Here is a 25,391-nt window from a genome sequence, read left to right on the forward strand (position 1 = left end):
TAAAAAAAATTAGAATTGATAATTGATAATTGACAATTGATAATTACTTTTACCCAATAAACAATTTTTCAATTATGTCTCAAACTGTACTGTCTTTAAAAAACGTAACCATTTATCAAGAAGATAAAGTAATTTTATCTAATGTAAACTTGGAAGTAAACCATGGTGAATTTTTATACATCATCGGAAAAACAGGATCAGGTAAGAGTAGCTTAATGAAAACACTTTATGCTGATATGCCTTTGACTGAAGGCGAAGGACATATAGTCGATTTTGACTTGGTTACTTTAAAAGAAGATGACATTCCTTTTTTAAGAAGAAAAATTGGTATCGTATTTCAAGATTTCAAATTATTGCCCGATCGCTCAATCAAAGACAATATGTTATTTGTCCTTAAAGCGACAGGATGGGTTGATAAAAATGAAATGGATCGTAAAATTGACGAGGTTTTAGACAAAGTAGGAATGAAAGCCTACGCAATGAAAATGCCACATCAAATTTCGGGTGGTGAACAACAACGTGTCGCTATTGCTAGAGCTTTACTTAACGATCCTGAATTGATACTTGCAGATGAACCTACTGGTAACCTTGACCCACAAACAAGTGCCGAAGTTCTTGAAGTTTTAAGAAGCATTAATGCTAATGGAAAAACAATTATAATGGCAACGCATGATTATGCCTTATTAATGAAATTTCCATCGAAAACATTGAAATGTGAAGACACTAAAATCTTTGAAGTCGTTCAAAGAACAGTGTAATGCTCTCCATACTTATTCCAATATACAATTACAATGCCTATCCTTTAGTTCAGGAATTGCAAAAGCAATGCATGAAATGTGAAATTGATTTTGAGATTTTATGTCAGGATGACGCCTCTCAATCACCACTAAACCAGTTCAATGAAAATATAAGTTTACTTCCAAATTGTAATTTTATTTCATTAGATAAAAATATTGCCCATCGCGAAAACAGAAATTCGCTAGCCGAAAAATCTAAATTCGACAATTTACTTTTCATTGATGGTGATTCCATAATTTTGAATAGCAATTATATCCAAAATTACGTGGAGAATATTCATGATGCTGATGTAATTTATGGTGGCCGATTACATCCTGAAAAATGCCCTTCAAATCTTCAAAAACTAAGATGGAAATACGGTAAATTTATAGAAGATAAACCAACCTTAAATCGAAAAAAAACTCCCTACAAATCTTTGCTTTTTAATAATACTTTGATTAAAAAAAAATGTTTTAACAAAGTAAAATTTGACAAAAAAATCATTAAATATGGTCATGACGACACCCAGATTTCTTTTCAGTTAGCTTTATTACAAGTAAAAGTGGACCATATTGAGAACCCTGTACATCACGGCGACATTGATACAAACTTAGTTTATATAAAAAAAACAAAAGAAGCTTTAGAAAATTTAATGCTTCTATATCAAAATCGACAAATTGACGGTGCCTTTGTAAAATTAATTTTGTTATTTGAGTGGCTGAACAATTTAAAATTAACTTATCTAATATCTCAAAGCTATCTTTTTTTCGAAAAAAGTTTAATAAAAAACTTGAAAGGAAACAATCCTAATTTAGTTGTTTTTACGTTGTTTCGAATTGGCTATTTCTGTACGATTAAAAGAAGCTAATTATTTTTTACAACATTTTCAAAAAGTGCATTCCATTGTAACATTATAATATCTAAATCATAATTGGCAACTGATTCACGGGCGTTTATTCCTAGCTGTTTTCTTAAAGAAGTATCTTCAATAAGCATACTTAGTTTATCTACAAAAAATTGCTCCTTCCCTTCCTGAACAAGAATTCCATTGTGCTCATTTGTAATAATTGCCCTTGGACCTACGGGACAATCATAAGCAATACAAGGTAAACCCGAAGCCATTGCTTCAATAAGAACCATAGGAAATCCTTCAAAACGGGAAGTCATTACAAACACGGAAGCTTGATTGTATTTTTCTTCAATATTTACAACTGGTTTATTTAACCTTACTGTAGCATTAATATTTAATTTCTCAACAACAGCCTCCAATTTTTTTAACCCATCACCATATATTTCTAGAATCCAGTCAGGATGTTTTAGTGCCGTTTTTTGCCAAATTAATAGCAATCGATCCAGCCCTTTTTCATAAGAATTCCTAGCAACTGTAATTACTTTTTTATTTTCTAATGGATTGTCGGTGGTAACTTTCAGCCAAGATGGATTAGGAATAATAATGTAGTTCAACACATCCCATTCTTGTAAACTCTCATTGGACAAAGCCACAAATCGCTTGTATTTTTGTGCTCCCAAATTTTTGAATTTATATTTAAAAAATTGAATTCCTCTGAAAAAAAAGGGAGCCTTCATTTCATTTTCTTGTATGTATTTTGAACCATGACATTCAAACACCAAAGGGATATTTGAATTGAGAAAAAATGGAACTGTAAATGCTTTTAAACCATTATCACAAACTACTACAACATCAGGTTTTATAATTGTAATTTGGCGTTTTAGATTGTTTACATAACCCTTAAAAAACTGAAAAACACTACCTTTTAAAATCATATCGTGGAAAACAATTCCTGAATTAAAATTATAAAAAGGACTCGCATTTCCATCATTTTGGGTAAGAATATGAATCTCATATCCCCATTTCTCAATAAGACTATTTGTTTTCACCGAAAGCACTCGTGCTACGCCTCCTTCAGTATTACAACTGGGAACGATATAGAGAAGTCTCATTTTTTAGAACTCATAAATTCATCAAAATCCCTAATATAATCTTCCTCAATAAATTCATCTGAGGCCAAAACCAAACAAACAGCACCAGAGGAAAAATTCTCCAATTCTCTCCAAATTCCGTTTGGAATGTATAATCCAATATTGGGTTTATTCAATACAAATGATTTTTTTTCGAATCCGTCATTGAGCACTACTTCGAAACTTCCGCTCAAAGCGATTAATACTTCTTGTTGTTCAATATGTGAATGCCCCCCTCTAAAAGCATTGCTTGGCACATCAAAAAGATAATAAACCCGTTTGAATTCAAACGGTAAAATATCTTTTTGAACAAACCCTAAATTCCCACGCATATCTTCTACAACTGGGATTTTTACAAATTGAATTGCTTCTAGTTTTCTCATTTTTTACTCTGTACTAATTTTCATCAAATCTAACCATTGTTGCCCGATATTTTCTAATAGAAACGGACTAATACTCTCAACTGAGTTTTGCTTGCAATATTGATATAAAGAGTCATCCGTTATCATTTCATTCATGGCGCCGGTCAGTTTTTGCCAATTCTGGTTTTCAACCAAAATTCCATTTTCACGATTGGATATCAATTCTTTTGGACCAGAAGGGCAATCAAAAGAAACTACAGGAGTGCCACAAGCCAAAGACTCCAAGATAACATTTGGCATACCTTCATTTTTACTAGATAACACCAGGAATTTAGCTTTTTTCAAATAGTTATAAGGATTCACTTGATACCCTAAAAAATGAACAAATTCTTCCATTTTTACTTTTTCAACTTCCATTCCCAATAGTGTTTTATCTCCTTCACCCAAAATCAAAAGATGAATTTGTTTTTTAGACAAAACACTATTACCATAACTCGAAATCAATTGATCAAACTGTTTAATGGGATTTTCAAACTGCCCAATAGCAATAATATAATCAAATGCAATATCAATATTTTCGGTATTCTTTTCATTAATTTCAACAAAGTTAACTGGATTGGCAATAGTAACTACATTTTTTAAATCATGCCTTTTTTCTATTTGTACTTTCATATCTGGAACAAGAGCCACATTCGCATAAGAACGATTGTACATACATCGTGTCAACCATGAATTATTTGGCATATAATGGTCAATCAAAAAACTATGAACTGTAAATATGGTTTTGGCATTGTAAATCAATCGAGAAATAAGAAGTTCTTGAACCACCTTAGTTCTAAACCTAAAATCAATAATAAAATCAAAATCATTGTTTGTTAAGTACTTTCGCAAAGCCGTTAATCGCTTGAATTTATTGAGAACTCCATTAGAATTGTTTTTTAACAGGCCTAAATTCACCAACTTCCCAGCATAGGGGAAAGAAACTTCGTCGATAACTATAATGATATGAACGTCGATACCTTTACTTTCGAAAAAAAGAGACAAATTCGCCATCACTTTATCACCTCCGCCACCGCTCAAACGGTAACCAATTAAAGCAATTTTATATTTTTTGTTAGGCAATATCATTATCGATTTCTTATTTTCGTATCAAATATATAACTCTTTTAAAAAGATATGCAAGATAAAGCATTAGTTACCATTATTTGCTTGTGCTACAATCAGGAAGCGTTTGTATTGGAAAGCTTAGAATCTGTTATCAAACAAGAGTACAAAAACATTGAACTTATTATTATTGATGATTGCAGTACCGATAATTCTAAAACTACAATTGAGAAATGGATAGTTGACCATCCAGAGATACAATTTATAACTAATAAAACTAACTTAGGGATTACAAAAGCATTTAATAAAGGGTTGAAACTAGCCAAAGGAAAATACATTATTGATTTGGCGGCTGATGATGTTTTGCTTCCCAATTGTGTAAGTCTTCAAGTCAATACTTTTGAAAACAGCAACTATAAAAATCTAGGAATCGTTTACGGTAATGCGGCTTTGATCACTAAAAAAGGGCTTTTTGACTCCTATTATTTTGCAGTAAACGAAGATAAAAAAGTAATTCAAAAACGAGTAACAGGTGACATTTACGCCTCAGTTCTTGCTGGTGGAAATAGCATTTGTTCTGTTAGCAGTATGATTAAAAAATCAGTTTTTGAGGATCTAAAAGGATATGATGGAACCCTAGCTTATGAAGATTTGGATTTTTGGATTCGTTCTTCTCGAAACTATTCATTCGATTTTATTGATGAAATTCTGATTCAAAAAAGAATCGTATTTAATTCTATGGGAACCGATTTTTATAAGAAAAAAAACAAAATCAACCATTCGACTTATGTTATTTTGAAAAAAGCAATGCTCCTCAATCGCTCTAAAACAGAAAATAAAGCGCTATTAAAACGCGTTCATTTCGAGATGATTTTAGCCTATAAAAATCAAGATTTCGACTTACTATCTAAATATATTTTTCTAGAAATAAGACTTCGATTTTCATTTATATAAAGCGTTAATGAACGGTTAAATAAGCATCCAAAGCATTTCGTTCTCCATCCCAATCTCTTGAAATATTAGTTCGTATCAATTTTGCTGGCATTCCTGCCAATAAACAATTTTGCTCGAGTTGTGAATAATCTTTATTGCACAAACTATTAGAGGCTATTGTACAATAATCTGGTGTATGCGTTCCCGCCATAATTGACACTCTTCCTCCTACATAATTATAGTTTCCAATATGAATGGCATTAGTGATTTTGTAGCGCTCACCCGTACTTGTGTCAATCATTTGATGAAAATTAGTATCAATAATCTGAGATTCCGGTCCAAAACGAGCATAATCACCTAAAACCACTTTTTCTATACATGTTAATTTTGAATTGGAACCCAAAGAAGCCATATGCCCTAATTCACAATACCCATCTTTACCCACATAAATAAAATAGTCCTTACCAAATTGCACCTGCCCTTTAAAAACTAATTTACCAGTGATATTAATTTCTGCGATTCCGCTAGCCACTGTATTCATTTCATAATCTTGACCAAAACCAATCATCCCTCTTTGTATGGGTGCCGCAATTTCAATTTCGCCAGTAATCAAAGTAAGTTTTACTTTTCCATAAAAAAATACAGGTAACTTTTTTGCTGTTGCAAAAGGGAATTTTTTAAAATTAAAATAGAGTGTTTTTGTCCAATTTACGGAATAGTAAAATCGTATTTTGTAAAAAAACAATCGCAATTTATCATATTGATTTTTAATAATATCAGCCATTTTTTTTCTTGATTAAAGCATTAAAAACGGATTTCAACTCCATTTTTTTATTGATGTGAAACAACACATAACTAACGGAAACCAAAATCATGATAAACATTAAACTGTATTTTACAATCGGATTTGGTATATATCTCAATAAAAAAGTAATACCGCATAGAAAAATACAAACGAGATAAGTAAGGTAAAACTCTTTTTCAAAATACAGCCCATACCTTTTTTTGGAAATGATTTTTAATCCTACAAAATGAATGATATAATAGATTAAAAAGCTGAAACCAAGTCCTTCCAATCCATAGTACGTATAACCTAAAATATTCAATAACAAAGATATAACATTAAAACCAATAGCAGTTCGCAAAAACATTTTGGAATCGCCTTTTGCAATTAAAACAAAACCCATCGACCAAGAAACAGCTCTAAAAAGCATCCCTATTATTCCAAAACAAACCATCGGAATTATCAAATTAAATGTATCGGTATAAATAACTTTTACAATCAAAGGAATAAAAGTGAGGAACAAAATAATGATTGGCGTTATTATTAAAATCGAAATATAAGATTGCTGCATTACGCTTTCTCTTACTTTCTCGTTATCCTCACTTATGGCAGATAGTCTTGGAAAATAATCGGTGCTCATGACTGTAAAAATAATCCCAACATAGGAGTTTAGTAACGTAAAACCTGCATTGTACAATCCTACTTCTTCTAATCCGCCTGTTTTCCCAATATAAATTTGAATTAAATAAGTTGTCACTAAAGTGAATAATCCACTTATGGTTAAAAGAATTCCTAATCTAACAACACTTTTTCCTTCACTGATTACTTGCCTGGTATTTATCACTTCCTTTTGTATTCCCAATTGGTTCGAAAAGAAAAATGAAAACACTAAAGCTGATAAAGACACCACTATGATTGTGGGTATTATAGCGTCAATTCGATAACAATAATACAACGGAATTGAGACCAACAACCCCAATAAATTGCCATAAAAATTGGCTTTGGCCAAAAGACGCATTTTTCTCAATCCTTGCAAAACTACTAATTGACCCGAGCTAAGTTGCCTGAACAAAACTGTAATTGAAATAAAAATAAAAGCAGTCGCATAGTGGGTATTCCCAAAAGTAAATGTGCTCAACCAAGAAGAAAAAACCACAGTTAATAACGTTCCAAATATTCCCGTAATCAAAACCAATTTTCTAACAATTGTCACAATTCTTGAAACACTTTTTAAGTCATTCTCTTTATAATCTCCAGAAATGTGTTTGACCGCGCTCGTTTCAATTCCTAAACTAGTAGCACCATTTATTGTGTTTATTGCTGAATTTAGCAATGCAATAATTCCCATTCCGGCTGGACCAATAAAAACAGCTATCAGCTTAGTACGAATTATCGAAATGATAATATTTAAAAACTGTACACCACCAAAAAGCGAGGTCGTTTTTAAAATTTGGAGATAGGAGGATTTTTGGTCTGTCATCTCTAATAGTTATTTAGAGTTACAATAACAAAATCAACCTCTTCCGTTGTCAAAACTGGATTTAAAGGCAAACTCAATACCTCATCATGAATTTTCTCTGTCATAGGAAATGACCATTCATTCCAGTTTTTCAACGCCTTTTGTTTGTGTGCTGGAATAGGATAATGAATTACGGTTTCTATTCTGTTTTCCAATAAGTAAGCTTGTAATTCGGCTCTATTTTTTGTTCGAATAACAAACAAATGAAAAACATGATTTGAAGACAAATCCCAAAATGGAAGCACAACTTTATCGTTTTTAATTTCTGATAAATAGCGTTTGGCAATTGCTCTTCGCTTATCATTCTCAGCATCTAAATGCGGTAATTTCACATTCAAAAAAGCGGCTTGTAATTCATCCAATCTTGAATTTACTCCTATATAATCAGTATAATATTTAGTTTCAGAACCATAGTTTCTAAGTGTTGAAACTACTTTTGCCAGTTCTTCGTCATTAGTAACTACCGCTCCTCCATCTCCCAAAGCGCCTAGGTTTTTCCCTGGGTAAAAACTGTACGCTTGGGTATTCCCGCTTTCGACTTTCGACTTTTGACTTTCGACCTCAAAAAAAGCGCCATGAGACTGAGCAGCATCTTCAATTACCAATAAATCATTAGCAAAAGCGACTTCATTTATCTGATTCATTTCTGCTAGTTGCCCATATAAATGAACAGCTAGAATGGCTCTGGTTTTTGAAGTGATTTTTTCTTCAATCAAGTCAGGATTAAGATTGTAGGTTTCCAACTTTGGCTCGACTAAAACTGGAACTAAATCGGCTTCTAGAATCGCCAAAATACTTGCTATATAAGTATTCGCGGGCACAATAACTTCGTCTCCTTTTTGCAATTTACCCAGCTGAATATAGCCTTTAAAAATTAATACCAAAGCATCAAAACCATTCCCTACTCCTATGCAATATTCTGATTTACAAAACTGGGCAAAATTAGTCTCAAATTCCTTTACTTCATTTCCTAAAATATACCAACTACTATCTAAAACCGATTTCAAATTATCTTGAAAAGCAGTTTCATATTGTGCATTGATTTTTTTTAAATCCAGAAATGGTATCATTTAAAAAGGTTTAAGGTTTAAGGTTTAAGGTTTAAGGTTTAAAATTGCCGAAATTGTATTGATTAAAAAAGGTTTTATACTAATATGTTCTCCAATTTGGAATAATTAATTGTATCCACTTCATAGAAATCATGAACTATCGTGCTGGCACCAAAACTTTCTTTCCAGTAAGATAACCCTTCATTGAGTTTTTTCCCTTGGGCTTCATTCGAAACTCCAAAATCAAAAAATCGTTTTTCAGCAAATACTTTATGAATTAAATAATCATATAAAAAATCCAAACTCCCTAGGTTTTCGTCTTTTTCAAATTTGGATATGTATTGACAATGCACCACCGTTTCAGTTTCAAAAACAGTAGTCCCAGCCACTATTTTTCCTTGATAACACACATTGAACTGTCTAATATTAGTAGGGAAATCTTTTTTTAATCGTGTAATTTCTTCTAAGGAATGGACTGGTTTTGCATTATGACGATTTGCTAAATTAGGAATCAATATTTCGGCCCAAAAAGATTCGAAATCCGTTTCTTCTTTAATCTCTAATCCCAACTTTATCCCTTTTTGAATCCCTCTTTTTCTAATTTTCGAAAAAGAAAATTCCTTTTTTAAATCAATTACGGATAAGGTATCTCTGCGAATTAATTTGGCTTCAGCCAAAAACAAAGCATAAAGCAATTCCTCGGCTGGTTTTTTATGGTAAATGGAAGGCGTTGTTTTTAAAATTAATTTTTCGATTTTATTTTCATTTAAAAAAGCCAAAACACTCTTAAAAATAGCAACAACCGAAGCTAAGATCGTTTTTTCAGTATATACTAATCCTCCATAAGTCAATCCTTGATGAGAATGAACCACATTACCAACGCTATTGGCAGGAAGAACGGCTACCCAAGTATCACCATTCAAAATTACTAAAGAATTATCTTGAAATCGATCTTTATGATAGTCCATAAAATCACGATGAAAAAGGAAAGTAGCATTTTTGGCTTCACCAATAAAACTATTCCAATTACCATAATCACTTTCTAGGTATTGTTTGACGGTGTATTTAATCACAATTAATTTTTAAACTTCGTGAAAGTAACTAATTTTTTATTTACTTTCAAAAGTAGGCAAATACCATTTGAATTTAACCGCCATCAATCGCACCGAAATAATGACCAGCGAAGTTATTAGATATAAAAAATCATCATTAAGATTAAATTTTTTCAGGATAAAAAAGACGACTCCTCCAAGAATACAAATAGTAGCATAAATTTCTTTTCTGAAAATTACGGGGATTTCCGTACATAAAATATCCCGAATAACTCCACCAAAACAAGCTGTCATTGTACCTAAAGCTATACATATCAAAGGGTGTAAACCAATACCGATTCCTTTTTCGAGACCAATTAAAGTAAAAACACCTAGCCCAATTGTATCAAATAAAAACAAGGACGTTCGTAATCGATCAAATTTCTTTCTGAAAACGATAGCTAAAACAAAAGCTACCCCTATTATATAAACGTACTCTAAATCGACCATCCATCCCACTGGTGTTCTCCCAATCAAGACATCACGTAAAGTTCCTCCTCCAACAGCAGTTACAAAAGCAATAATAAAAACGCCAAAAGCATCCATTTTTTTACTCATGGCCGTTAATGCTCCTGACATAGCAAAAGCTAAGGTTCCTATAATATCTAATAAATGAAACATGAAATCTTTTGGATTTTAAATTGAAGAAATGCAATTGCTCAAAAAAACAATTGGGACAAAATTAATTAAAATTAGTGGTGAAAAATGGTAATTAAAAACTTAAATCCACTTTATCCTTTTAGATTGCTAAATATTCTATTTTAAATTTATAATTCTGCATTTTCTCTGTGTATATTTGTTTCCTATATAATAATTAAATTTTAGAATCTCTTGAAACAAATCACTTCTATTCAAAATCCATTCATAAAATCTTTGGTATTATTACAAGAAAAAGCGAAAAATCGCAAGCAAACTGGCACTTTTATAATTGAAGGTAAAAGAGAAATTGAAATAGCTATAAAAGGAGGATATGAACTAGAAACGGTTTTGTTTTATCCTGAAATTTGTTCTGAATATGAAGCTAAAAAATTAGCATCAAATACCGAATTAATCGAAATTAATAAGGATGTTTTTCAAAAACTAGCGTATCGCGATACTACCGAAGGTATTTTGGCTGTAGCCAAAACAAAATCGATGCAATTGACTGATTTGAAGTTTTCAGAAAACCCATTAATACTAGTTGCCGAAGCACCCGAAAAACCAGGAAATATTGGTGCTTTATTGCGTACCGCTGATGCTGCGAATCTGGATGCTGTAATTATAGCCAACCCAAAAAGCGATTTATACAACCCAAACATTGTTCGTTCTAGCGTGGGTTGCTTATTTACCAATCAAATTGCGACTGGTACAACAACAGAAATTATTACTTTTTTGAAAGAAAGAAACATTAATTTCTATTGTGCCACCTTACAAAACTCCACTTCTTACCATACCCAAAACTACACTACTCCCACCGCTTTAGTTGTGGGTACGGAGGCTACTGGTTTGACCCAAGAATGGCGTGATGCCGCTACACAGAATATCATCATTCCGATGCAAGGTGAAATTGACAGCATGAACGTTTCTGTAGCTGCTGCGATTTTAATTTTTGAAGCCAAAAGACAAAGAGGATTTTAAATTATAGAGTCAATAACAAAATATATTTTCTAAAATAAAATAGTATGAAAAATAAATTATTCGTTGCTGTCACTTTAATTGCAACCACATTCTCATTTGCCCAAATTACAGCATCTGAGGTTGATCAATTAGTCAATCGTACTTTAACTGCTTTTAATGTCCCAGGAATTGCTGTAGCCATTGTAAAAGACGGAAAAATAGTATTAGCCAAGGGATATGGCGTAAAATCTATTGACACCGAAGAAAAAGTCGATGCCAATACGCTTTTTGGCATTGCTTCCAACAGTAAAGCTTTTACAAGTGCTTCGTTAGCTATTTTAGTGGATGAAGGAAAAATAAACTGGGATGACAAAGTCATCAAATACCTTCCTAAATTTAAGATGTATAATGATTATGTAACTCAAGAATTCACTATTCGCGATTTATTAACTCATAGAAGTGGTTTGGGTTTAGGAGCAGGAGATTTAATGATTTGGCCTGACGGTAGTAATTTTACGGCTCAAGATATTATCGTGAACCTACAATATTTAAAACCCGTTTCTCCATTTAGAACTAAATATGATTATGATAATCTGTTATACATCGTTGCAGGAGAAGTAATTCATGTAGTTAGTGGTAAAAGTTGGTGCGATTTTATTGAAGAGCGCATCATGAAGCCATTGGAAATGAACAATAGCGCAGCTTCCTATGTTCGTTTAAAAGACACTACAAATATTATTGCTCCGCATGTTCCTATTAATGGGAAGTTGAAAGTCATTAAAAGATACCAAAACCAATTATTCGATGCTGCAGCTGGAATTTATTCTAGTGTAAATGATTTGAGTAAATGGGCCATTATGCAAATGAATAATGGAAAATACGGTCCCGAAAATAAACAATTGTTCTCCGAAAAAGAACACGATGAAATGTGGCAATTGCAAACGATTATTCCAACTAAAACAAGAGCGCCTTACAATACTCACTTTAACGGTTATGGATTAGGTTGGTTTTTAAGTGATGTAAAAGGATACAAACAAGTGACACACACTGGAGGATTAGAAGGAATAGTTACTCAAACTACTTATATTCCGGAGTTACAATTAGGAATCATTGTTTTGACTAACCAACAATCGGGTGCCGCATTTAGCGCTATAACCAATACAATAAAAGATAGTTACCTAGATGTCAAGTCGGAGGATTATGTAACGCTGTATAGTAGTCGAATGAAGGAACATGAAGACTCTGCCGATAAAGTAACAGATGAAGTTTGGGCTACCGTTGCCAAAAATAAAAAAGACAATTTAAAACCCGATTATAAAGGAATTCTAGGCACTTACAAAGACAATTGGTTTGGAGAAGTGGTCGTTAGTGAAAAAAAAGGAAAATTATTCTTTGAATCCAAGCGTTCTTCGCAACTAAAAGGAGAGGTGTTTTTCTATAAAGAAGGGAACTATGTTGTGAAATGGAATAATGCTTATTTTCATGCCGATGCCCATCTCTTTTTCAAATTTGACGCAACAGGAAAAGCTACTACACTCAAAATGAATCCGATATCTGAATTGACTGATTTTAGCTATGATTTCCAAGACTTAGATTTCATTCGATTATAAGGCTAAATAGGCTTTAAACCGAGAAAAAAAACACTCAAAATATATTTTTTACGCATTAATTTATTGCTTGCATATATGCAAACTTATCGTTATTTTTAGGAATTGAACCATGCCGTTATGATAGAAATAGACATCGAAAAAGAAAATAAAGCAATTGCTCAAGAATATAAAGAATTACTTCGCATCAGTTACCAAACCTTAACTCCCGAAGATAAAAAACTAATTCGAAAAGCATTTGATGTTGCTGTAGAAGCGCATAAAGACCAGCGAAGAAAATCTGGTGAAGCTTATATATTTCATCCTATTGCTGTTGCAAAAATTGTAGCTTCTGAAATAGGTTTAGGAGCCACTTCTATTGCTGCGGCTTTAATGCATGATGTTGTTGAAGACACTCCCACTACAGTAAAAGATATTGAACGCATGTTCAATCCAAAAGTGGCACAACTTGTCGAAGGGTTGACTAAAATTTCTTTGGTTCAAAAAGACATGAATGTGTCTATGCAGGCCGAGAATTTTCGTAAAATGTTATTGACACTTAATGATGATGTACGTGTAATCCTTATAAAAATTGCCGACAGATTGCATAACATGCAAACTATGGAGTCAATGGAGAATTACAAACAAGTTAAAATTGCCTCTGAAACCTTATACATCTATGCTCCTCTAGCTCATCGTTTGGGATTGTATAATATTAAAACCAAGCTTGAAGACTTAGGTTTAAAATATACGGAACCTGCCGTTTTCAATGATATTGTTAGTAAAATAAAAGAAACCAAAGAACAGCAAGATGCTTATATCAAGGATATTTCGGATATTCTTAAAACAGCATTAGATGCTGAAGGAGTAGAATACATTATCAAAGGTCGACCAAAATCCATCTATTCCATCCGCAGAAAAATGAAAGCGCAAAACGTGAGTTTTGATGAAGTTTATGACAAATTTGCCCTTCGCATCGTTTACAAATCAAATCCACACGATGAAAAATTTCTAGCTTGGAAAATTTATTCGATTGTTACCGATCATTACAGGCCAAGTCCTAGCCGATTGCGAGATTGGATTTCGTCTCCTAAATCAACGGGGTACGAAGCGCTACATATTACCGTCATGGGGCCCAAAGGACGTTGGGTAGAGATTCAAGTTCGCTCGGAACGTATGGATGAAATTGCCGAAAAAGGATATGCTGCCCATTACAAATACAAGAATGGAGCTACTGAAGAAAGCGGATTGGATGTTTGGCTTAATCTATTAAAAGAAGCACTAGAAAATTCAGAAAGCAGTGCAGTAGATTTTGTCGAAGATTTCAAAATGAATTTGTACTCCAAAGAAATCTACATTTTTACGCCAAAAGGAGATATCAAATCATTACCAAAAGGAGCCACATCACTGGACTTCGCCTTTAGTATCCACTCCGAAATAGGAATCAAAACCCGTGGAACTAGAGTCAACGGAAAATTAGTTCCTTTAAATTACGAGTTGAAAAGTGGTGATCAGGTTGAAATAATAACCTCTCCAAACCAGAAACCTACCATCAACTGGCTCGATTATGTGACCACTTCAAGAGCAAAAAATAAAATTAGAAATGTATTAAATGAGAATACAAAGAAAATTGCTGAAGATGGAAAAGAACTGCTTACCAGAAAACTAAAACACCTTAAAGTAACACTAAACGAAGGTGTGGTAAACGAGTTAGTCAACTTCTTCCATCTCAAAACGAGTTTGGATTTGTTTTACAGAGTTGGTATTGGATCTATAGAGAACCAACAGTTGAAAGACTTTGCCGCTCAAAAAAGCAATACTTTAATAAATTTCTTTAAAAACAAAATCAAACGTTCCGGCAGTACTGCAGATGTTGATATTCACAAACCCATGTTGAATAGCAATTATGATATGCTTGTTTTCGGTAAAGAGCAAGACAAACTGGACTACAAACTATCTGCTTGTTGTAATCCTATTCCAGGAGATCAAGTTTTTGGTTTTGTAACTATTAATGAAGGAATAAAAGTGCACAAAAAAGATTGTCCTAATGCCATCGCTATGCAATCCAATTATGCTTACCGAATCATGCAAGCCAAATGGATTGATTCTTCACAGCAAGAATTTAAAGCTATCCTTAATATTACAGGAATGGATACTTTGGGACTTACTAACGAATTAACAAAAGTAATCTCAAACAACATGAATGTAAACATTCAAAGTATCTCCCTTAGTGGTGATGCTGGTTTATTTAAAGGGCAAGTTATTGTTATTGTTCAAAACATCACCATCTTGAAAAAATTGATTGATAATATTAAAAAAATTGATGGAGTTGACAAAGTATCAAGAGTATATCAAAAATAATTAACCTGTGAATTTTTGTATACAAAACAGAATATTGATGTGCATAGATTGTCAAAATTGCCATTTATAAAAACTGTTTTTGTTTCAAAACTCACAAAATTATCCCCTTATACTTATTTAAACTTGAAAACTATTAAAATAAAAAATTATCTTTGCCACATATGACACTCATTTCCACAAATAATAACAAAAACCAAGAAATTGTAAAAAATGTTTTTACAATGTATCTTGAGCAAAAAGGACATAGAAAAACACCTGAACGGTACTCTATTCTTCAGGAAATTTACGAAAGTGAAGAACATTTTGATATAGAAAATTTATATATCAAAATGAAAAACAAAAACTATCGTGTGAGTAGGGCAACATTATACAATACAATTGAATTGTTATTGGACTGTGCTCTAGTTCGTAAACATCAGTTTGGTCAAAATCAAGCACATTACGAGAAGTCCTATTTCGACAAACAACACGATCACATCATCATGACGGATACTGGTGAAGTAATTGAGTTTTGTGACCCTAGAATACAAAGCATAAAAAAAACGATTGAAGAAATATTTGATATTGAAATTACCAATCACTCTTTGTATTTATACGGTGTTAAGAAAAAATCAAAACCCGATAGTGCGGTTGAAGAAGAACAAAAAAGAACAAAAAGTTAAAAAATATTATAGCAGAAATTAATCAGTACGGACGACATAAAAGTGGTCTCAACAACAAATAATAATTAGAATGACTGTAGATTTATTACTAGGATTACAATGGGGAGATGAAGGAAAAGGAAAGATAGTTGATGTTCTTACCTCAAAATACGATATTATTGCTCGCTTTCAAGGTGGCCCAAATGCTGGACATACTTTAGAATTTGACGGAATAAAACACGTGCTTAGAACTATTCCTTCTGGAATTTTTCATGGAAATAACATGAATATCATTGGTAATGGTGTTGTAATTGACCCAGTTGTTTTTAAAGGAGAAATTGATGGTTTGGCTAAATTTAATTTGGATATCAAATCGAAATTAATCATTTCAAGAAAAGCACATTTAATTTTACCAACGCACCGTTTACTGGATGCTGCTTCTGAAGCTTCAAAAGGAAAAGCAAAAATTGGTTCTACTCTTAAAGGAATTGGACCAACTTACATGGACAAAACTGGTAGAAACGGTATTCGTGTTGGAGATATTGAACTAGAAGATTTCGCAGCACGTTATAGAGCTTTAGCTGACAAGCATGAAGCGATGATTGCCTTTTATGATGTAAATATTCAATACAACTTAGAAGAACTAGAAAAAGAATTTTTTGAATCAATCGAAGATTTAAAAAAATTAGATTTTATTGATAGCGAAGAATACTTACACCAAGCTCAAAAAGCGGGTAAATCAATCTTATGTGAAGGAGCTCAAGGTTCATTGCTAGATGTTGATTTCGGAACGTATCCGTTTGTAACTTCTTCTAATACAACTGCAGCGGGTGCCTGTACAGGATTAGGAATTGCTCCTAACAAAATTAAAGAAGTATTCGGAATTTTTAAAGCATATGTAACTCGTGTAGGTAGCGGACCATTCCCTACTGAACTTTTTGACGAAGACGGTACTACAATGGCACGCGTAGGAAATGAATTTGGATCTGTAACAGGAAGACAAAGACGTTGCGGATGGTTAGACTTAGTAGCATTAAAATATGCTGTTCAAGTTAATGGTGTAACACAATTGATAATGATGAAAGGAGATGTTCTTTCTGGATTTGAAACTTTGAAAGTGTGTACGGATTACAATTATAAAGGTCAAAAAATTGCGCATTTCCCTTATAACATTGAGCCAGAAAATGTAACTCCAGTTTACAAAGAGTTCAAAGGATGGAAAGCGGATTTGACTGGTATGACAACATACGATGAATTACCAATCGAACTAAAAGAATATATCGAATATATCGAACAAGAAGTGGAAGTTCCTATAAAAATTGTTTCTGTAGGACCAGACAGAAAGCAAACGATATTAAAATAAATTAATTAACGTCCCGATATATCGGGACGTTTTTTTTTTATAAAAAATGTATTTTTACCCTTCAAAATAGAGCTTTGTAAAAAATATAATTTTATGACTCAGGCTACAAACAATATTTTCTCTTCGCTCCTTTTTCTGTTTTTGATTATTTTTTCTTCTTGCAAGAAAGAAGATCTACCTATTTCAAATGCGAGTGATTTAGCCTACTCTGTTACGGGTTCAAAAATTATATACAAAGCAAAACCCGTTCAACTCATTGGAGCCAATGCCTTTCATGTATTTAGTGTAGACAGTCAAGACATGAACAGTTGGAATCTTGATATCGTGAGGGAATTCATTGGAAATGTTATAGAAACTCCAATCACAGCTGGTCCAATACAATCTTCAAACGGATCGTACCTCTACTCCTTACAAAGTATTGTTGACAACAATCGAATTAATAATAGAATAACGATTCTATGTGCTTTTGGTTGGGATGGAAACAGTCCAACTGAATTTACTGGAAAAAACCCCACACAAACTTTCTGGTGGAATGATTATAAAGCGAAGTTAGCACAATGGGCGGTTCAGTTCAAGGACCAACCTGATGTTTGGATTGAAGTATGGAACGAACCGTATCGATATGATAGAGGCGATGGATATACCGATACGCTATGGATGAACGACATGAATGAATTGACATCGATAATAAGAAACACTGGAAATCCAAATATAATCCTAATCCCATGTGCCGAACAAGGCCAAGACGAGAGCGTTTTATTAAATAAAGCAACTGAATTCTTGGTAAACAAATCAAATATTTTATTTGACATTCACGCCTACGAAAAATGGCTTTTAGATACTCCAAATTCAATTAATTCCCGCTTAAGCCAGTTACAAAATAAAAAAATACCAATTATCTTTGGAGAAACGGCTCCCATGAATGCTGGCGTTCTAATGAATCCAAAATCCTTTTTAGACATCCTTTCTACCCGTGGAATTTCGGTTTGTGCTTGGGTTTGGAAAAAAGATGGTACTGATCAGGATGCATTATTAACTGCTTCAGGTCTTCCAAATGACACTAACAATAATAATTGGGGAAGTACATTTAAAAATCTTAGTTTAACTCCTAGAAATCCTTAATTTTAACACTCAAAAATCAATATACATCACATGCAAAACCCTGAAATAAAAATCAAACAAACTGACCTACTATCCGACAACTGGTATATTCTAAACAGAGTCACTTTTGATTATCAAAAAAAAGATAATTCTTGGATTACTCAAAAAAGAGAAGTCTATGACCGAGGTAACGGTGCTGGTATTTTACTTTATAATTCTAAAGAAAAAAAAGTAATTCTAACTCGTCAATTTCGATTACCTACTTACCTCAACGGAAATCAAAGCGGAATGATGATTGAAGTTTGTGCTGGACTTTTGGATGCCGATCATCCAGAACAATGCATCATTAGAGAAACCGAAGAAGAAACGGGTTATCGACTAACCACAGTTCATAAAGTAATGGAAACCTATATGTCTCCTGGTGCCGTAACTGAAATTTTATATCTTTTTGTAGGTGAATATGATGAATCCATGAAAGTAAGTGATGGTGGCGGAGTAGCACATGAAGAAGAAAATATTGATGTATTAGAAATGTCCTATGAAGAAGCCTATGCTATGATTGATAACGGACAAATAAAAGATGCCAAAACAATTATGCTCTTACAATATGCCAAAATACACAATCTTGTTTGATATAAAATACATCCTTAAAAAATGAATAATCAAACTAAAGGTGTTTTATTTGCCTTGACTGCTACTTTACTTTGGTCTGTAAATATGGTTATTGCCAGTGGTATAAAAGGGCATATTCCACCTGTTGGATTGGCGTTTTGGCGATGGACAATTGCTTGTGTGGCTTTGGCTCTTTTTGCGTTAAAGAGCACCATAAAACACAAAACTATTTTACTACAAAATAAAGGATATCTGGTTGTAACAGCTATTTTAGGAATTACCATTTTCAATACGTTGATTTACTTCGCTGGCAAAACCACTTCGGCGGTGAATTTATCGTTGATTGCAATTTCGATTCCGTTATTTATTGTAGTCTTATCCCGAATTGCGTTTAAAGAAAAAGTTTCAGCCATACGAATCCTTGGAATTGCAACCATTATTACTGGTGTTTTAGTACTAATAACCAAAGGCTCTTTACAAGCATTACTGGAAATAAATTTTACAATTGGTGATTTATTAATGCTACTTGCTTGTTTTTTCTTTGCGAGTTACACTATTTTGGTACGGCTCAAACCCAAAGAAATTCCGTCAAATGTATTTTTATTTACCGTCTTTGTTATAGGAACTATGCTATTATTGCCTTTTTACTTATGGGAACATTTCTATTATAAAAAAGTTGTTTTTGATGCTACCACAATTTATGCTACAACTTATGTTGGGATATTCGCTTCATTGATTTCCTATTACTTGTGGAATGAAGCCATTCGGTTAATAGGCACCAATAAAACCGCATTGATTTATTATTTAATCCCTGTTTTTAGTGGAATATTAGCTTACTTTTTTCTAGATCAAGCTATCATTTTAACTCAAATAATAAGTATGGGAATTATTATTACGGGGCTATTATTGACTAATAAAAAAGGCTGATTTTAAAAATATTGCTGCTACCTGCGTTGCAAACGCTGCGATTTTTCTTCTTATTAAATAGATTCTAATAACAAACGAATGCTAAAATATAGCCATGACAAAATAGCGCCAATTGGGAGCTTTTTATAGATCTGTTAGGGTATTGAATTAATTATTAATTGTTGCTGTATCCACTGCCTGGAAGAAACGGCTTAGTTTTCCGTTTTTAACTGTCCAAACATGTGTCGCATTGGCTTTGAATGAATTACCAGTAGCGATATTCGTTCCTTGATAATAACCTACCATGACCACTTTATCATCTGCTCCAAATATTTCACTTACCGAAATATTGAATCCATCGAAGAAAACGGGAAGATGCATAAAAACGTTAGTTACTACTGCTTCTGGACCTGTAAAAACACCTTCTCCTTTCACAAAAGGCATACCCTTGCATTCATGCCATTCCATTGCTGAGTCAAATAGGGCTAATACGCCTGGCACATTGCCAGTAGAAAAATGGGAATATGCTTGCTTAACTAAATCTACATTTGTCATAATGATGTTATTAAAGTGAAAAACTAAAGATTAGATATAAAAATAGTGAAAAACCAGATACCCTGAAAATAAAAATACATTTAAGTGACAACATAAATATTTAAATATCAATATATTACAATCAACTCAGAAGGTTCAGTCTGATTTACAGCAGCTAGGAATAATATTCTTATTTAAGTAGGTACTCGTCACAGATAAACACCAGAGTATTGACAATAAGCGAGAACCTATGGTGCCTCTTTTTATTTTGCTTGGCGATATAGTTTAGTGTGATAGCTTCGTTCCTCGCTATGACTTTCTTTGTGAAATAGTATTGTTTTCTCAGTTTGCGTTAAAAGACGGGATAGTTCACCCCGTTAAGTCATTGCGAGGAACGAAGCAATCTCATTCCGTTTTTCCGTCCTGAAAATTCAAAATTTGATAGCATATTTTCAAACCATGCCAATTATCAATTCCAATTCACTTTCAGAGTTTAATTGTCCAAACTCTTTGTGTTCAAGGATTGAATGAGTTCTTTGACACAATGTACTCCACTATGGCTTGTGAATGTATTTTAGTTGTGTCAAAAATTGGAATAGTAAAATCGTCTTGACTTATCAACAACGGTATCTCAGTACAACCTAAAATAACGCATTCTGCTCCATCCTCAACTAATTCATTTACAATTGAAATGTATTTTTTCTTTGTTTCTGGATTTATAAACCCAACTCCTAATTCTTCTTTGACTGTCTGTTGAATATAATCTCTAGTTTCTTGTTTTTTGGGCGTCAATACTTCAAGCCCAAACTCTTCCAGTTTTTCTCTAAAAAAGTCCATTTCCATTGTGAACTTTGTTCCCAAAAGCCCCACTTTTTTAAATCCACACTTGTTAATCGCTTTTGCTGTTTCTGCTCCAATATGAATGATAGGTAAATTGATTGTCTCTTGTAATTTGTCGGCAAAAAGATGTGCCGTATTTGCACACAAAACAATACTATCAGCCCCATTTTTCTTTAGACTTTCACAAGCATTCAGCAAAAGTTCAAATGAGTTTTCCCAACTGACCGCTTGAATGTCTCCAAAATTTAAAGAGTAGATAATACATTCCGCAAAGTTTAATCCTCCTAATTTTGCATTGACTCCTTCGTTGATGAATTTGTAATAATCCATGGTCGAAACCCAACTAATTCCGCCTACTAAACCTACTTTATTCATATCCTTTTTGTTTATTACACTTTTGCCAACTTATTTCAGGACGATAGCGTATCGATTTTATAAGTGGTCCAAAAAACATTTTATTTTTGTTATCCGAGTTGCAAACACTACGATTTTTCTTCTAATTCAAGTAGGTCCTCGTCATAGACGAGAACTAGAGGATTTGCTACATCATCCTAAATACAAAACCAACTTTCCATTAAGCCAATTGCCCAAATCCGTTGTAGTAGCTGTTAGCGGTTCGGCTTTATTTCCGTCTTATATATAATCCGCTATTAGGATACGTTAGTTGCACAAGATAATTTTCTTTAGTTAACGGTTGATACCAATATCGATATTTTTTATCTCTGAAATCAAAAATATTTGCAATTAAATATGGCTCTTTGAATAAAGCAGAGTTAAGTTCAATGTCAAAGTTTGCAATCTCTTGTTTGTCTTTTTTATAAGTGTAATAATCAAAATGTAAATAAATTTTTTTAGATGTGTTCAAATTAATTTCTAATAAAACTTGTTCATTTAAAATCAATTCGCCAGGAAAATAATTTAAATAGTATTTTTTTGTATCATTTTCTTTTCCACTAGTTAGATATAAATTAGCGATTTCCCCATAATTTAAAAGTTTATCATTCACTTGAATTATGAAATTCACGTTTTGAGAAAAACAAAAATTTGTGATTAAAAATAAAATTGATGTGTAAAGAATTTTTCTCATTATGATTTCGGTTTTTTTAAGCTGACCATAACGTGTCGCGGCTACACGATGCACAAGGATTCGGAAACCCGAGTATTTTCCGCTAAACATAAACGTGTTGCGAAACGATAATTCCACTAAAGCCTTGTGTATTGTGTAACTGCTGTTGCCAGTAGTTTTTTATCCAAGTAGGTTCACAATTTCTTCCAATTCGAGTGCTCTTTGTCGGTATTTATTCATAAAGGTAATTAACATTATCATAATTCCTTCTCGACCGACTTTTGAATCGAAATTGTCAATTGTGTACAAAAATTCACGTTCTAATTCAATTTGATTTGTCCAATGTTCCTGTGTTTTTTTAAAACTCTCTATTTTTTCAGAATCATTCAACTTTTTTATTATTGAATCACAAAGATTTTTTATTTCTGTTTCCCAAAGATTTTGATGTTTTCCGATATGTTCAGACCATTCTAAATTGGTATTCCAATCTTGATTTTCATAGGATACATCTATCCAATGCTCTGTGCTTTCTGGATTGTCGTGGGAAAATTGTCCACCTCTTGAATTTATTTTATTTTCTAAACTATATACAATTTGAGGTCCATTCTCAATAATCCACTCTGCTGTTCTTTCATCGAAATCAACTCCGTGTGCAGCTTGATTTAATGTGTAAATCATATCTCGAATTGTAGAGTCTTCCTGCTGTGATAAAATTCCTTTTTGACTTAAAATCATTAAAATTCGAGACATTGAATTACGGTTTGCATCTACGCTATATTTTTCAGCGATTAATCTTAACCTTTTTTCAATTTCAATTCGAAGACTTACTAAAGCTAAACTTTGATTGGTTTTTGCTAACTCTATGAATGGATAATCATAATTATAAACATCTTTTTCTTCTTTTTCGGATACTTCATTATTTATAAGTCCAGCCTCTTTTGCCTCTAATTCAATTCTTTCCAAGTCTTGAAATTCAAATTTTAATCCGCCAGGTAATTCAACAGATTTAAACAATGATTCGAGCCAAGGTATAATAGCTAAAGCCAATAAAAATACTGTGATTAAATCAATATTTAATTTTGGAAATATTATATGAATTAAAGTCAAGATTATAGCGATTACACTAATTGTCCATTTAATATTTTTCTTGTTCATTCTGTTTTTTTAAAAATTACTGGCAACTAGTATATAAGCCAAACAAACCTTCGTATATACCCCCAAATTTGGGTAGATTGGCGAAGGTTTGTTTCGCTTTACCTACTCTCAAATATATAACTTATTCTTTAGAAAGTTTGTAAAGTAATTATAGAAACAAAAACGGGCTCCATAGCCCTGATGGAAATGAAAATCCCGAGCCCTTGCGAAGCTAAAGGGTGAGGATTGTAATGTACAGCAGGACTGAAAGTGGTTTTGGAAAGGAATTGTTATGCTCCTAAAAAATCTAGCCCATAAAAAAGGGAACTCCAGTAGAATTCCCTTTTTTGCCTTGTATTAATTCCTATTTATTAGGTTGTGGTGTCATCCTTAAATAGTATTTTATTCTTTGGAATCCTTTTGGGAATTTAGCAGGAATGTCTTCGTCTTTTATGGCTGGAGAAATCACTACGTCTTGACCATCTTTCCAGTTGGCTGGAGTGGCTACACTATAATGGGATGTCAACTGCAGGCTATCAATTACACGTAGTATTTCATCAAAATTCCTTCCTGTCGACGCAGGATAAGTAAGTATTAATTTTATTTTTTTATCAGGTGCAATTATAAAAACGGAACGAACCGTGAAAGTATCATTGGCATTGGGATGAATCATGTCATACAAATTAGCGACTTCTTTACTTTCATCGGCTATGATGGGATATTGCAAAGTCACGTTTTGAACTTCTTCAATATCTTTGATCCATTTCAAGTGCGATTCGAGTCCATCCACACTTAATGCAATGACTTTGGTATTTCGCTTGACAAATTCTGGATAATAATTAGCCACCGTTCCTAATTCGGTAGTACAAACGGGAGTAAAATCAGCAGGATGTGAGAATAAAACGCCCCAAGAATCGCCTAACCATTCATGAAAATGTATTTTTCCTAATGTTGTTTCTGCAGTAAAATCTGGAGCTATATCTCCTAATCGCAATGTTGCCATGAGTTTTTGTTTTAAATTTATTTAAAATTAGTCAAAAAGTCCCACAAGACACACAACCAACATCATAAATAAAACAAAAATGTTCTAGAAACACTGGTAATGAAACCTAAAAGATAAAGTGAATGGCGTTTTTAAAACCATTGCAAAATAAAGTACCAAAAAACCAAGCTGATAAAAGAGATTGGTATTCCATAACCAATCATCATACTACTCAATCGGGGTTTTAGACCGTGAGTAGCAGCTAATATACTTCCTGTAATCATAGGCGCCATTGCTGCCTCCATAATAGAAACATCAATCATTTTAGAATGTTGGTTTAAAACTATTACATATAAAAAATAAATTAGCGCAGGTGTCAATATCAATTTATATAAAAGACCCAGTCCTAAAAATTTCCAGTGCTGACTTCTACTCTCAAATCGCAACTGCAACCCTACTGAAACTAATGCTAATGGAGTTACTGCACTTCCTGTTTTTTGAAAAACAAACTGTATCCATTCTAGAAAATCATATCCAAATACATTCATGAAACAAGCAAAGAGAAATGTAATAAATGGCGGAAAAAACATAATTTTCTTTACAATTTGTCCGCTGCTTTGTTCTCCTTTTGAATATAAGGTTGCCACTAGAATCCCTAAGGTAGAAAGTACCACAAAAGTGCCCGGCTGATCGACTAATATGGCCGTTTTCATTCCGTCAGCTCCATATAAAGCTTGAATGATTGGAAATCCTAAAAAGGAGGTGTTTCCTAGTCCCGATGTTATAATTAAACAACCAGTCAATTTTTTGGACCACTTATATTTCTTTCCTAAAAAACGAAAAAACACAAACGAAAATCCAAATGTAATCCATGCGACTCCAATGGGAAATAACAATTGATTATTCCAGTGGATTTTTGGAATAAAATACAAGGCCAAAGCGGGAAGACAAATGTAAATAACAATCTTGTTTAATAACTTATAACTATCTGTAGGAAACCATTTTACCCGTTGTAAAACAAGACCGATGAATAAGTATATAAAAATGAGAAGAATATTGATCATAGCGCA

The 25,391-nt window shown here is 32.9% G+C and carries 25 protein-coding genes; 11 read left to right on the forward strand and 14 right to left on the reverse strand.

What is annotated here, in order from left to right; all coding sequences use genetic code 11:
* Window positions 1-74: 74 nt before the first annotated feature.
* Entirely contained in the window at window positions 75-758 is a 684-nt protein-coding gene (locus AB3G36_RS16685; protein WP_367754669.1) for a cell division ATP-binding protein FtsE, read from the forward strand.
* Complete coding sequence (locus AB3G36_RS16690; RefSeq protein ID WP_367754671.1) at window positions 758-1,645, forward strand: glycosyltransferase family 2 protein; 888 nt, start codon at window positions 758-760, stop codon at window positions 1,643-1,645. Before AB3G36_RS16685 ends, AB3G36_RS16690 begins: the two co-directional genes overlap by 1 nt.
* On the opposite strand, the gene AB3G36_RS16695 is transcribed toward AB3G36_RS16690, so the two are convergent.
* From AB3G36_RS16695 to AB3G36_RS16705, 3 genes are read right to left on the reverse strand one after another with little or no spacing between them, the layout of a single operon-like run.
* Window positions 1,642-2,739, reverse strand: coding sequence for a glycosyltransferase family 4 protein (locus AB3G36_RS16695; RefSeq protein WP_367754673.1), 1,098 nt, complete (start codon window positions 2,737-2,739; stop codon window positions 1,642-1,644). The two genes, AB3G36_RS16690 and AB3G36_RS16695, sit on opposite strands and share 4 nt — an antisense overlap.
* A complete protein-coding gene (locus tag AB3G36_RS16700; RefSeq protein WP_367754675.1) occupies window positions 2,736-3,140 on the reverse strand; it encodes an FdtA/QdtA family cupin domain-containing protein in 405 nt (134 codons plus the stop codon). Before AB3G36_RS16700 ends, AB3G36_RS16695 begins: the two co-directional genes overlap by 4 nt.
* 3 nt (window positions 3,141-3,143) lie before the next feature.
* Window positions 3,144-4,247 carry a glycosyltransferase gene (locus AB3G36_RS16705; protein ID WP_367754677.1) on the reverse strand — a complete coding sequence of 368 codons (1,104 nt, stop codon included), beginning with the start codon at window positions 4,245-4,247 and terminating at the stop codon, window positions 3,144-3,146.
* Window positions 4,248-4,295: 48 nt separating this feature from the next.
* Between AB3G36_RS16705 and AB3G36_RS16710 the strand changes: the two genes are divergently transcribed.
* Window positions 4,296-5,177: a glycosyltransferase gene (locus AB3G36_RS16710; RefSeq protein ID WP_367754679.1), complete on the forward strand. Its 882-nt coding sequence runs from the start codon at window positions 4,296-4,298 to the stop codon at window positions 5,175-5,177.
* A gap of 4 nt (window positions 5,178-5,181) precedes the next feature.
* Here the strand turns inward: AB3G36_RS16710 and AB3G36_RS16715 are convergent, their stop codons facing one another.
* The 5 genes from AB3G36_RS16715 to AB3G36_RS16735 form a co-directional block, all read right to left on the reverse strand.
* Window positions 5,182-5,940: a transferase gene (locus AB3G36_RS16715; RefSeq protein WP_367754681.1), complete on the reverse strand. Its 759-nt coding sequence runs from the start codon at window positions 5,938-5,940 to the stop codon at window positions 5,182-5,184.
* Window positions 5,933-7,420, reverse strand: a complete 1,488-nt coding sequence (locus tag AB3G36_RS16720; RefSeq protein WP_367754682.1) for an oligosaccharide flippase family protein — start codon at window positions 7,418-7,420, stop codon at window positions 5,933-5,935. The genes AB3G36_RS16715 and AB3G36_RS16720 overlap by 8 nt, the downstream gene beginning before the upstream one ends.
* Before the next feature lie 2 nt (window positions 7,421-7,422).
* Window positions 7,423-8,529: a DegT/DnrJ/EryC1/StrS family aminotransferase gene (locus AB3G36_RS16725; protein ID WP_367754684.1), complete on the reverse strand. Its 1,107-nt coding sequence runs from the start codon at window positions 8,527-8,529 to the stop codon at window positions 7,423-7,425.
* Window positions 8,530-8,603: 74 nt separating this feature from the next.
* Window positions 8,604-9,581 carry a GNAT family N-acetyltransferase gene (locus AB3G36_RS16730; RefSeq protein WP_367754686.1) on the reverse strand — a complete coding sequence of 326 codons (978 nt, stop codon included), beginning with the start codon at window positions 9,579-9,581 and terminating at the stop codon, window positions 8,604-8,606.
* 36 nt (window positions 9,582-9,617) lie between these two features.
* On the reverse strand, window positions 9,618-10,220 hold the full coding sequence (locus tag AB3G36_RS16735) for a trimeric intracellular cation channel family protein (protein WP_367754688.1): 603 nt from the start codon (window positions 10,218-10,220) through the stop codon (window positions 9,618-9,620).
* 210 nt (window positions 10,221-10,430) lie between these two features.
* Between AB3G36_RS16735 and AB3G36_RS16740 the strand changes: the two genes are divergently transcribed.
* The 8 genes from AB3G36_RS16740 (at window position 10,431) to AB3G36_RS16775 (ending at window position 19,786) form a co-directional block, all read left to right on the forward strand.
* Window positions 10,431-11,216: a TrmH family RNA methyltransferase gene (locus AB3G36_RS16740; protein WP_367754690.1), complete on the forward strand. Its 786-nt coding sequence runs from the start codon at window positions 10,431-10,433 to the stop codon at window positions 11,214-11,216.
* 44 nt (window positions 11,217-11,260) lie between these two features.
* Window positions 11,261-12,805 carry a serine hydrolase gene (locus AB3G36_RS16745; RefSeq protein ID WP_367754692.1) on the forward strand — a complete coding sequence of 515 codons (1,545 nt, stop codon included), beginning with the start codon at window positions 11,261-11,263 and terminating at the stop codon, window positions 12,803-12,805.
* Between the two features lie 117 nt (window positions 12,806-12,922).
* On the forward strand, window positions 12,923-15,142 hold the full coding sequence (locus AB3G36_RS16750; protein WP_367754694.1) for a bifunctional (p)ppGpp synthetase/guanosine-3',5'-bis(diphosphate) 3'-pyrophosphohydrolase: 2,220 nt from the start codon (window positions 12,923-12,925) through the stop codon (window positions 15,140-15,142).
* Between the two features lie 161 nt (window positions 15,143-15,303).
* Window positions 15,304-15,804 carry a Fur family transcriptional regulator gene (locus tag AB3G36_RS16755; RefSeq protein WP_367754696.1) on the forward strand — a complete coding sequence of 167 codons (501 nt, stop codon included), beginning with the start codon at window positions 15,304-15,306 and terminating at the stop codon, window positions 15,802-15,804.
* A gap of 70 nt (window positions 15,805-15,874) precedes the next feature.
* Entirely contained in the window at window positions 15,875-17,146 is a 1,272-nt protein-coding gene (locus tag AB3G36_RS16760; protein WP_367754698.1) for an adenylosuccinate synthase, read from the forward strand.
* A 93-nt stretch (window positions 17,147-17,239) separates the two neighbouring features.
* The gene (locus AB3G36_RS16765; RefSeq protein WP_367754700.1) at window positions 17,240-18,268 is read left to right on the forward strand and encodes a cellulase family glycosylhydrolase; all 1,029 of its coding nucleotides are present in this window, start codon (window positions 17,240-17,242) and stop codon (window positions 18,266-18,268) included.
* Between the two features lie 30 nt (window positions 18,269-18,298).
* Entirely contained in the window at window positions 18,299-18,880 is a 582-nt protein-coding gene (locus AB3G36_RS16770) for an NUDIX domain-containing protein (protein ID WP_367754702.1), read from the forward strand.
* A 21-nt stretch (window positions 18,881-18,901) separates the two neighbouring features.
* A complete protein-coding gene (locus AB3G36_RS16775; protein WP_367754704.1) occupies window positions 18,902-19,786 on the forward strand; it encodes a DMT family transporter in 885 nt (294 codons plus the stop codon).
* 147 nt (window positions 19,787-19,933) lie between these two features.
* Here AB3G36_RS16775 and AB3G36_RS16780 read toward each other — a convergent pair whose 3' ends face one another.
* From AB3G36_RS16780 to AB3G36_RS16805, 6 genes are all read right to left on the reverse strand, one after another.
* Window positions 19,934-20,320, reverse strand: a complete 387-nt coding sequence (locus AB3G36_RS16780; RefSeq protein ID WP_367754706.1) for a nuclear transport factor 2 family protein — start codon at window positions 20,318-20,320, stop codon at window positions 19,934-19,936.
* A 495-nt stretch (window positions 20,321-20,815) separates the two neighbouring features.
* Window positions 20,816-21,514, reverse strand: coding sequence for an aspartate/glutamate racemase family protein (locus AB3G36_RS16785; RefSeq protein WP_367754708.1), 699 nt, complete (start codon window positions 21,512-21,514; stop codon window positions 20,816-20,818).
* A gap of 247 nt (window positions 21,515-21,761) precedes the next feature.
* Window positions 21,762-22,226, reverse strand: a complete 465-nt coding sequence (locus tag AB3G36_RS16790) for a hypothetical protein (protein ID WP_367754710.1) — start codon at window positions 22,224-22,226, stop codon at window positions 21,762-21,764.
* A gap of 159 nt (window positions 22,227-22,385) precedes the next feature.
* Entirely contained in the window at window positions 22,386-23,360 is a 975-nt protein-coding gene (locus AB3G36_RS16795) for a hypothetical protein (protein ID WP_367754712.1), read from the reverse strand.
* Window positions 23,361-23,703: 343 nt separating this feature from the next.
* Window positions 23,704-24,342 (reverse strand): peroxiredoxin, encoded by a 639-nt coding sequence (locus AB3G36_RS16800; RefSeq protein ID WP_367754714.1) that lies wholly within the window; start codon window positions 24,340-24,342, stop codon window positions 23,704-23,706.
* Window positions 24,343-24,473: 131 nt separating this feature from the next.
* On the reverse strand, window positions 24,474-25,385 hold the full coding sequence (locus AB3G36_RS16805) for an AEC family transporter (RefSeq protein ID WP_367754716.1): 912 nt from the start codon (window positions 25,383-25,385) through the stop codon (window positions 24,474-24,476).
* Window positions 25,386-25,391 lie beyond the last annotated feature (6 nt).

Source organism: Flavobacterium sp. WC2430, from assembly GCF_040822075.1.
Lineage (GTDB): Bacteria > Bacteroidota > Bacteroidia > Flavobacteriales > Flavobacteriaceae > Flavobacterium.

What these genes read in the sequence shown, in the direction of transcription:
- AB3G36_RS16725 (WP_367754684.1), bottom strand. Translation starts at nt 8,529, where the DNA reads ATGATACCATTTCTGGATTTAAAAAAAATCAATGCACAATATGAAACT.
- AB3G36_RS16805 (WP_367754716.1), bottom strand. Translation starts at nt 25,385, where the DNA reads ATGATCAATATTCTTCTCATTTTTATATACTTATTCATCGGTCTTGTT.
- AB3G36_RS16765 (WP_367754700.1), top strand. Translation starts at nt 17,240, where the DNA reads ATGACTCAGGCTACAAACAATATTTTCTCTTCGCTCCTTTTTCTGTTT.
- AB3G36_RS16750 (WP_367754694.1), top strand. Translation starts at nt 12,923, where the DNA reads ATGATAGAAATAGACATCGAAAAAGAAAATAAAGCAATTGCTCAAGAA.
- AB3G36_RS16685 (WP_367754669.1), top strand. Translation starts at nt 75, where the DNA reads ATGTCTCAAACTGTACTGTCTTTAAAAAACGTAACCATTTATCAAGAA.
- AB3G36_RS16790 (WP_367754710.1), bottom strand. Translation starts at nt 22,226, where the DNA reads ATGAGAAAAATTCTTTACACATCAATTTTATTTTTAATCACAAATTTT.
- AB3G36_RS16775 (WP_367754704.1), top strand. Translation starts at nt 18,902, where the DNA reads ATGAATAATCAAACTAAAGGTGTTTTATTTGCCTTGACTGCTACTTTA.
- AB3G36_RS16710 (WP_367754679.1), top strand. Translation starts at nt 4,296, where the DNA reads ATGCAAGATAAAGCATTAGTTACCATTATTTGCTTGTGCTACAATCAG.
- AB3G36_RS16785 (WP_367754708.1), bottom strand. Translation starts at nt 21,514, where the DNA reads ATGAATAAAGTAGGTTTAGTAGGCGGAATTAGTTGGGTTTCGACCATG.
- AB3G36_RS16720 (WP_367754682.1), bottom strand. Translation starts at nt 7,420, where the DNA reads ATGACAGACCAAAAATCCTCCTATCTCCAAATTTTAAAAACGACCTCG.
- AB3G36_RS16735 (WP_367754688.1), bottom strand. Translation starts at nt 10,220, where the DNA reads ATGTTTCATTTATTAGATATTATAGGAACCTTAGCTTTTGCTATGTCA.
- AB3G36_RS16705 (WP_367754677.1), bottom strand. Translation starts at nt 4,247, where the DNA reads ATGATATTGCCTAACAAAAAATATAAAATTGCTTTAATTGGTTACCGT.
- AB3G36_RS16695 (WP_367754673.1), bottom strand. Translation starts at nt 2,739, where the DNA reads ATGAGACTTCTCTATATCGTTCCCAGTTGTAATACTGAAGGAGGCGTA.
- AB3G36_RS16715 (WP_367754681.1), bottom strand. Translation starts at nt 5,940, where the DNA reads ATGGCTGATATTATTAAAAATCAATATGATAAATTGCGATTGTTTTTT.
- AB3G36_RS16760 (WP_367754698.1), top strand. Translation starts at nt 15,875, where the DNA reads ATGACTGTAGATTTATTACTAGGATTACAATGGGGAGATGAAGGAAAA.
- AB3G36_RS16780 (WP_367754706.1), bottom strand. Translation starts at nt 20,320, where the DNA reads ATGACAAATGTAGATTTAGTTAAGCAAGCATATTCCCATTTTTCTACT.
- AB3G36_RS16755 (WP_367754696.1), top strand. Translation starts at nt 15,304, where the DNA reads ATGACACTCATTTCCACAAATAATAACAAAAACCAAGAAATTGTAAAA.
- AB3G36_RS16800 (WP_367754714.1), bottom strand. Translation starts at nt 24,342, where the DNA reads ATGGCAACATTGCGATTAGGAGATATAGCTCCAGATTTTACTGCAGAA.
- AB3G36_RS16745 (WP_367754692.1), top strand. Translation starts at nt 11,261, where the DNA reads ATGAAAAATAAATTATTCGTTGCTGTCACTTTAATTGCAACCACATTC.
- AB3G36_RS16690 (WP_367754671.1), top strand. Translation starts at nt 758, where the DNA reads ATGCTCTCCATACTTATTCCAATATACAATTACAATGCCTATCCTTTA.
- AB3G36_RS16795 (WP_367754712.1), bottom strand. Translation starts at nt 23,360, where the DNA reads ATGAACAAGAAAAATATTAAATGGACAATTAGTGTAATCGCTATAATC.
- AB3G36_RS16700 (WP_367754675.1), bottom strand. Translation starts at nt 3,140, where the DNA reads ATGAGAAAACTAGAAGCAATTCAATTTGTAAAAATCCCAGTTGTAGAA.
- AB3G36_RS16770 (WP_367754702.1), top strand. Translation starts at nt 18,299, where the DNA reads ATGCAAAACCCTGAAATAAAAATCAAACAAACTGACCTACTATCCGAC.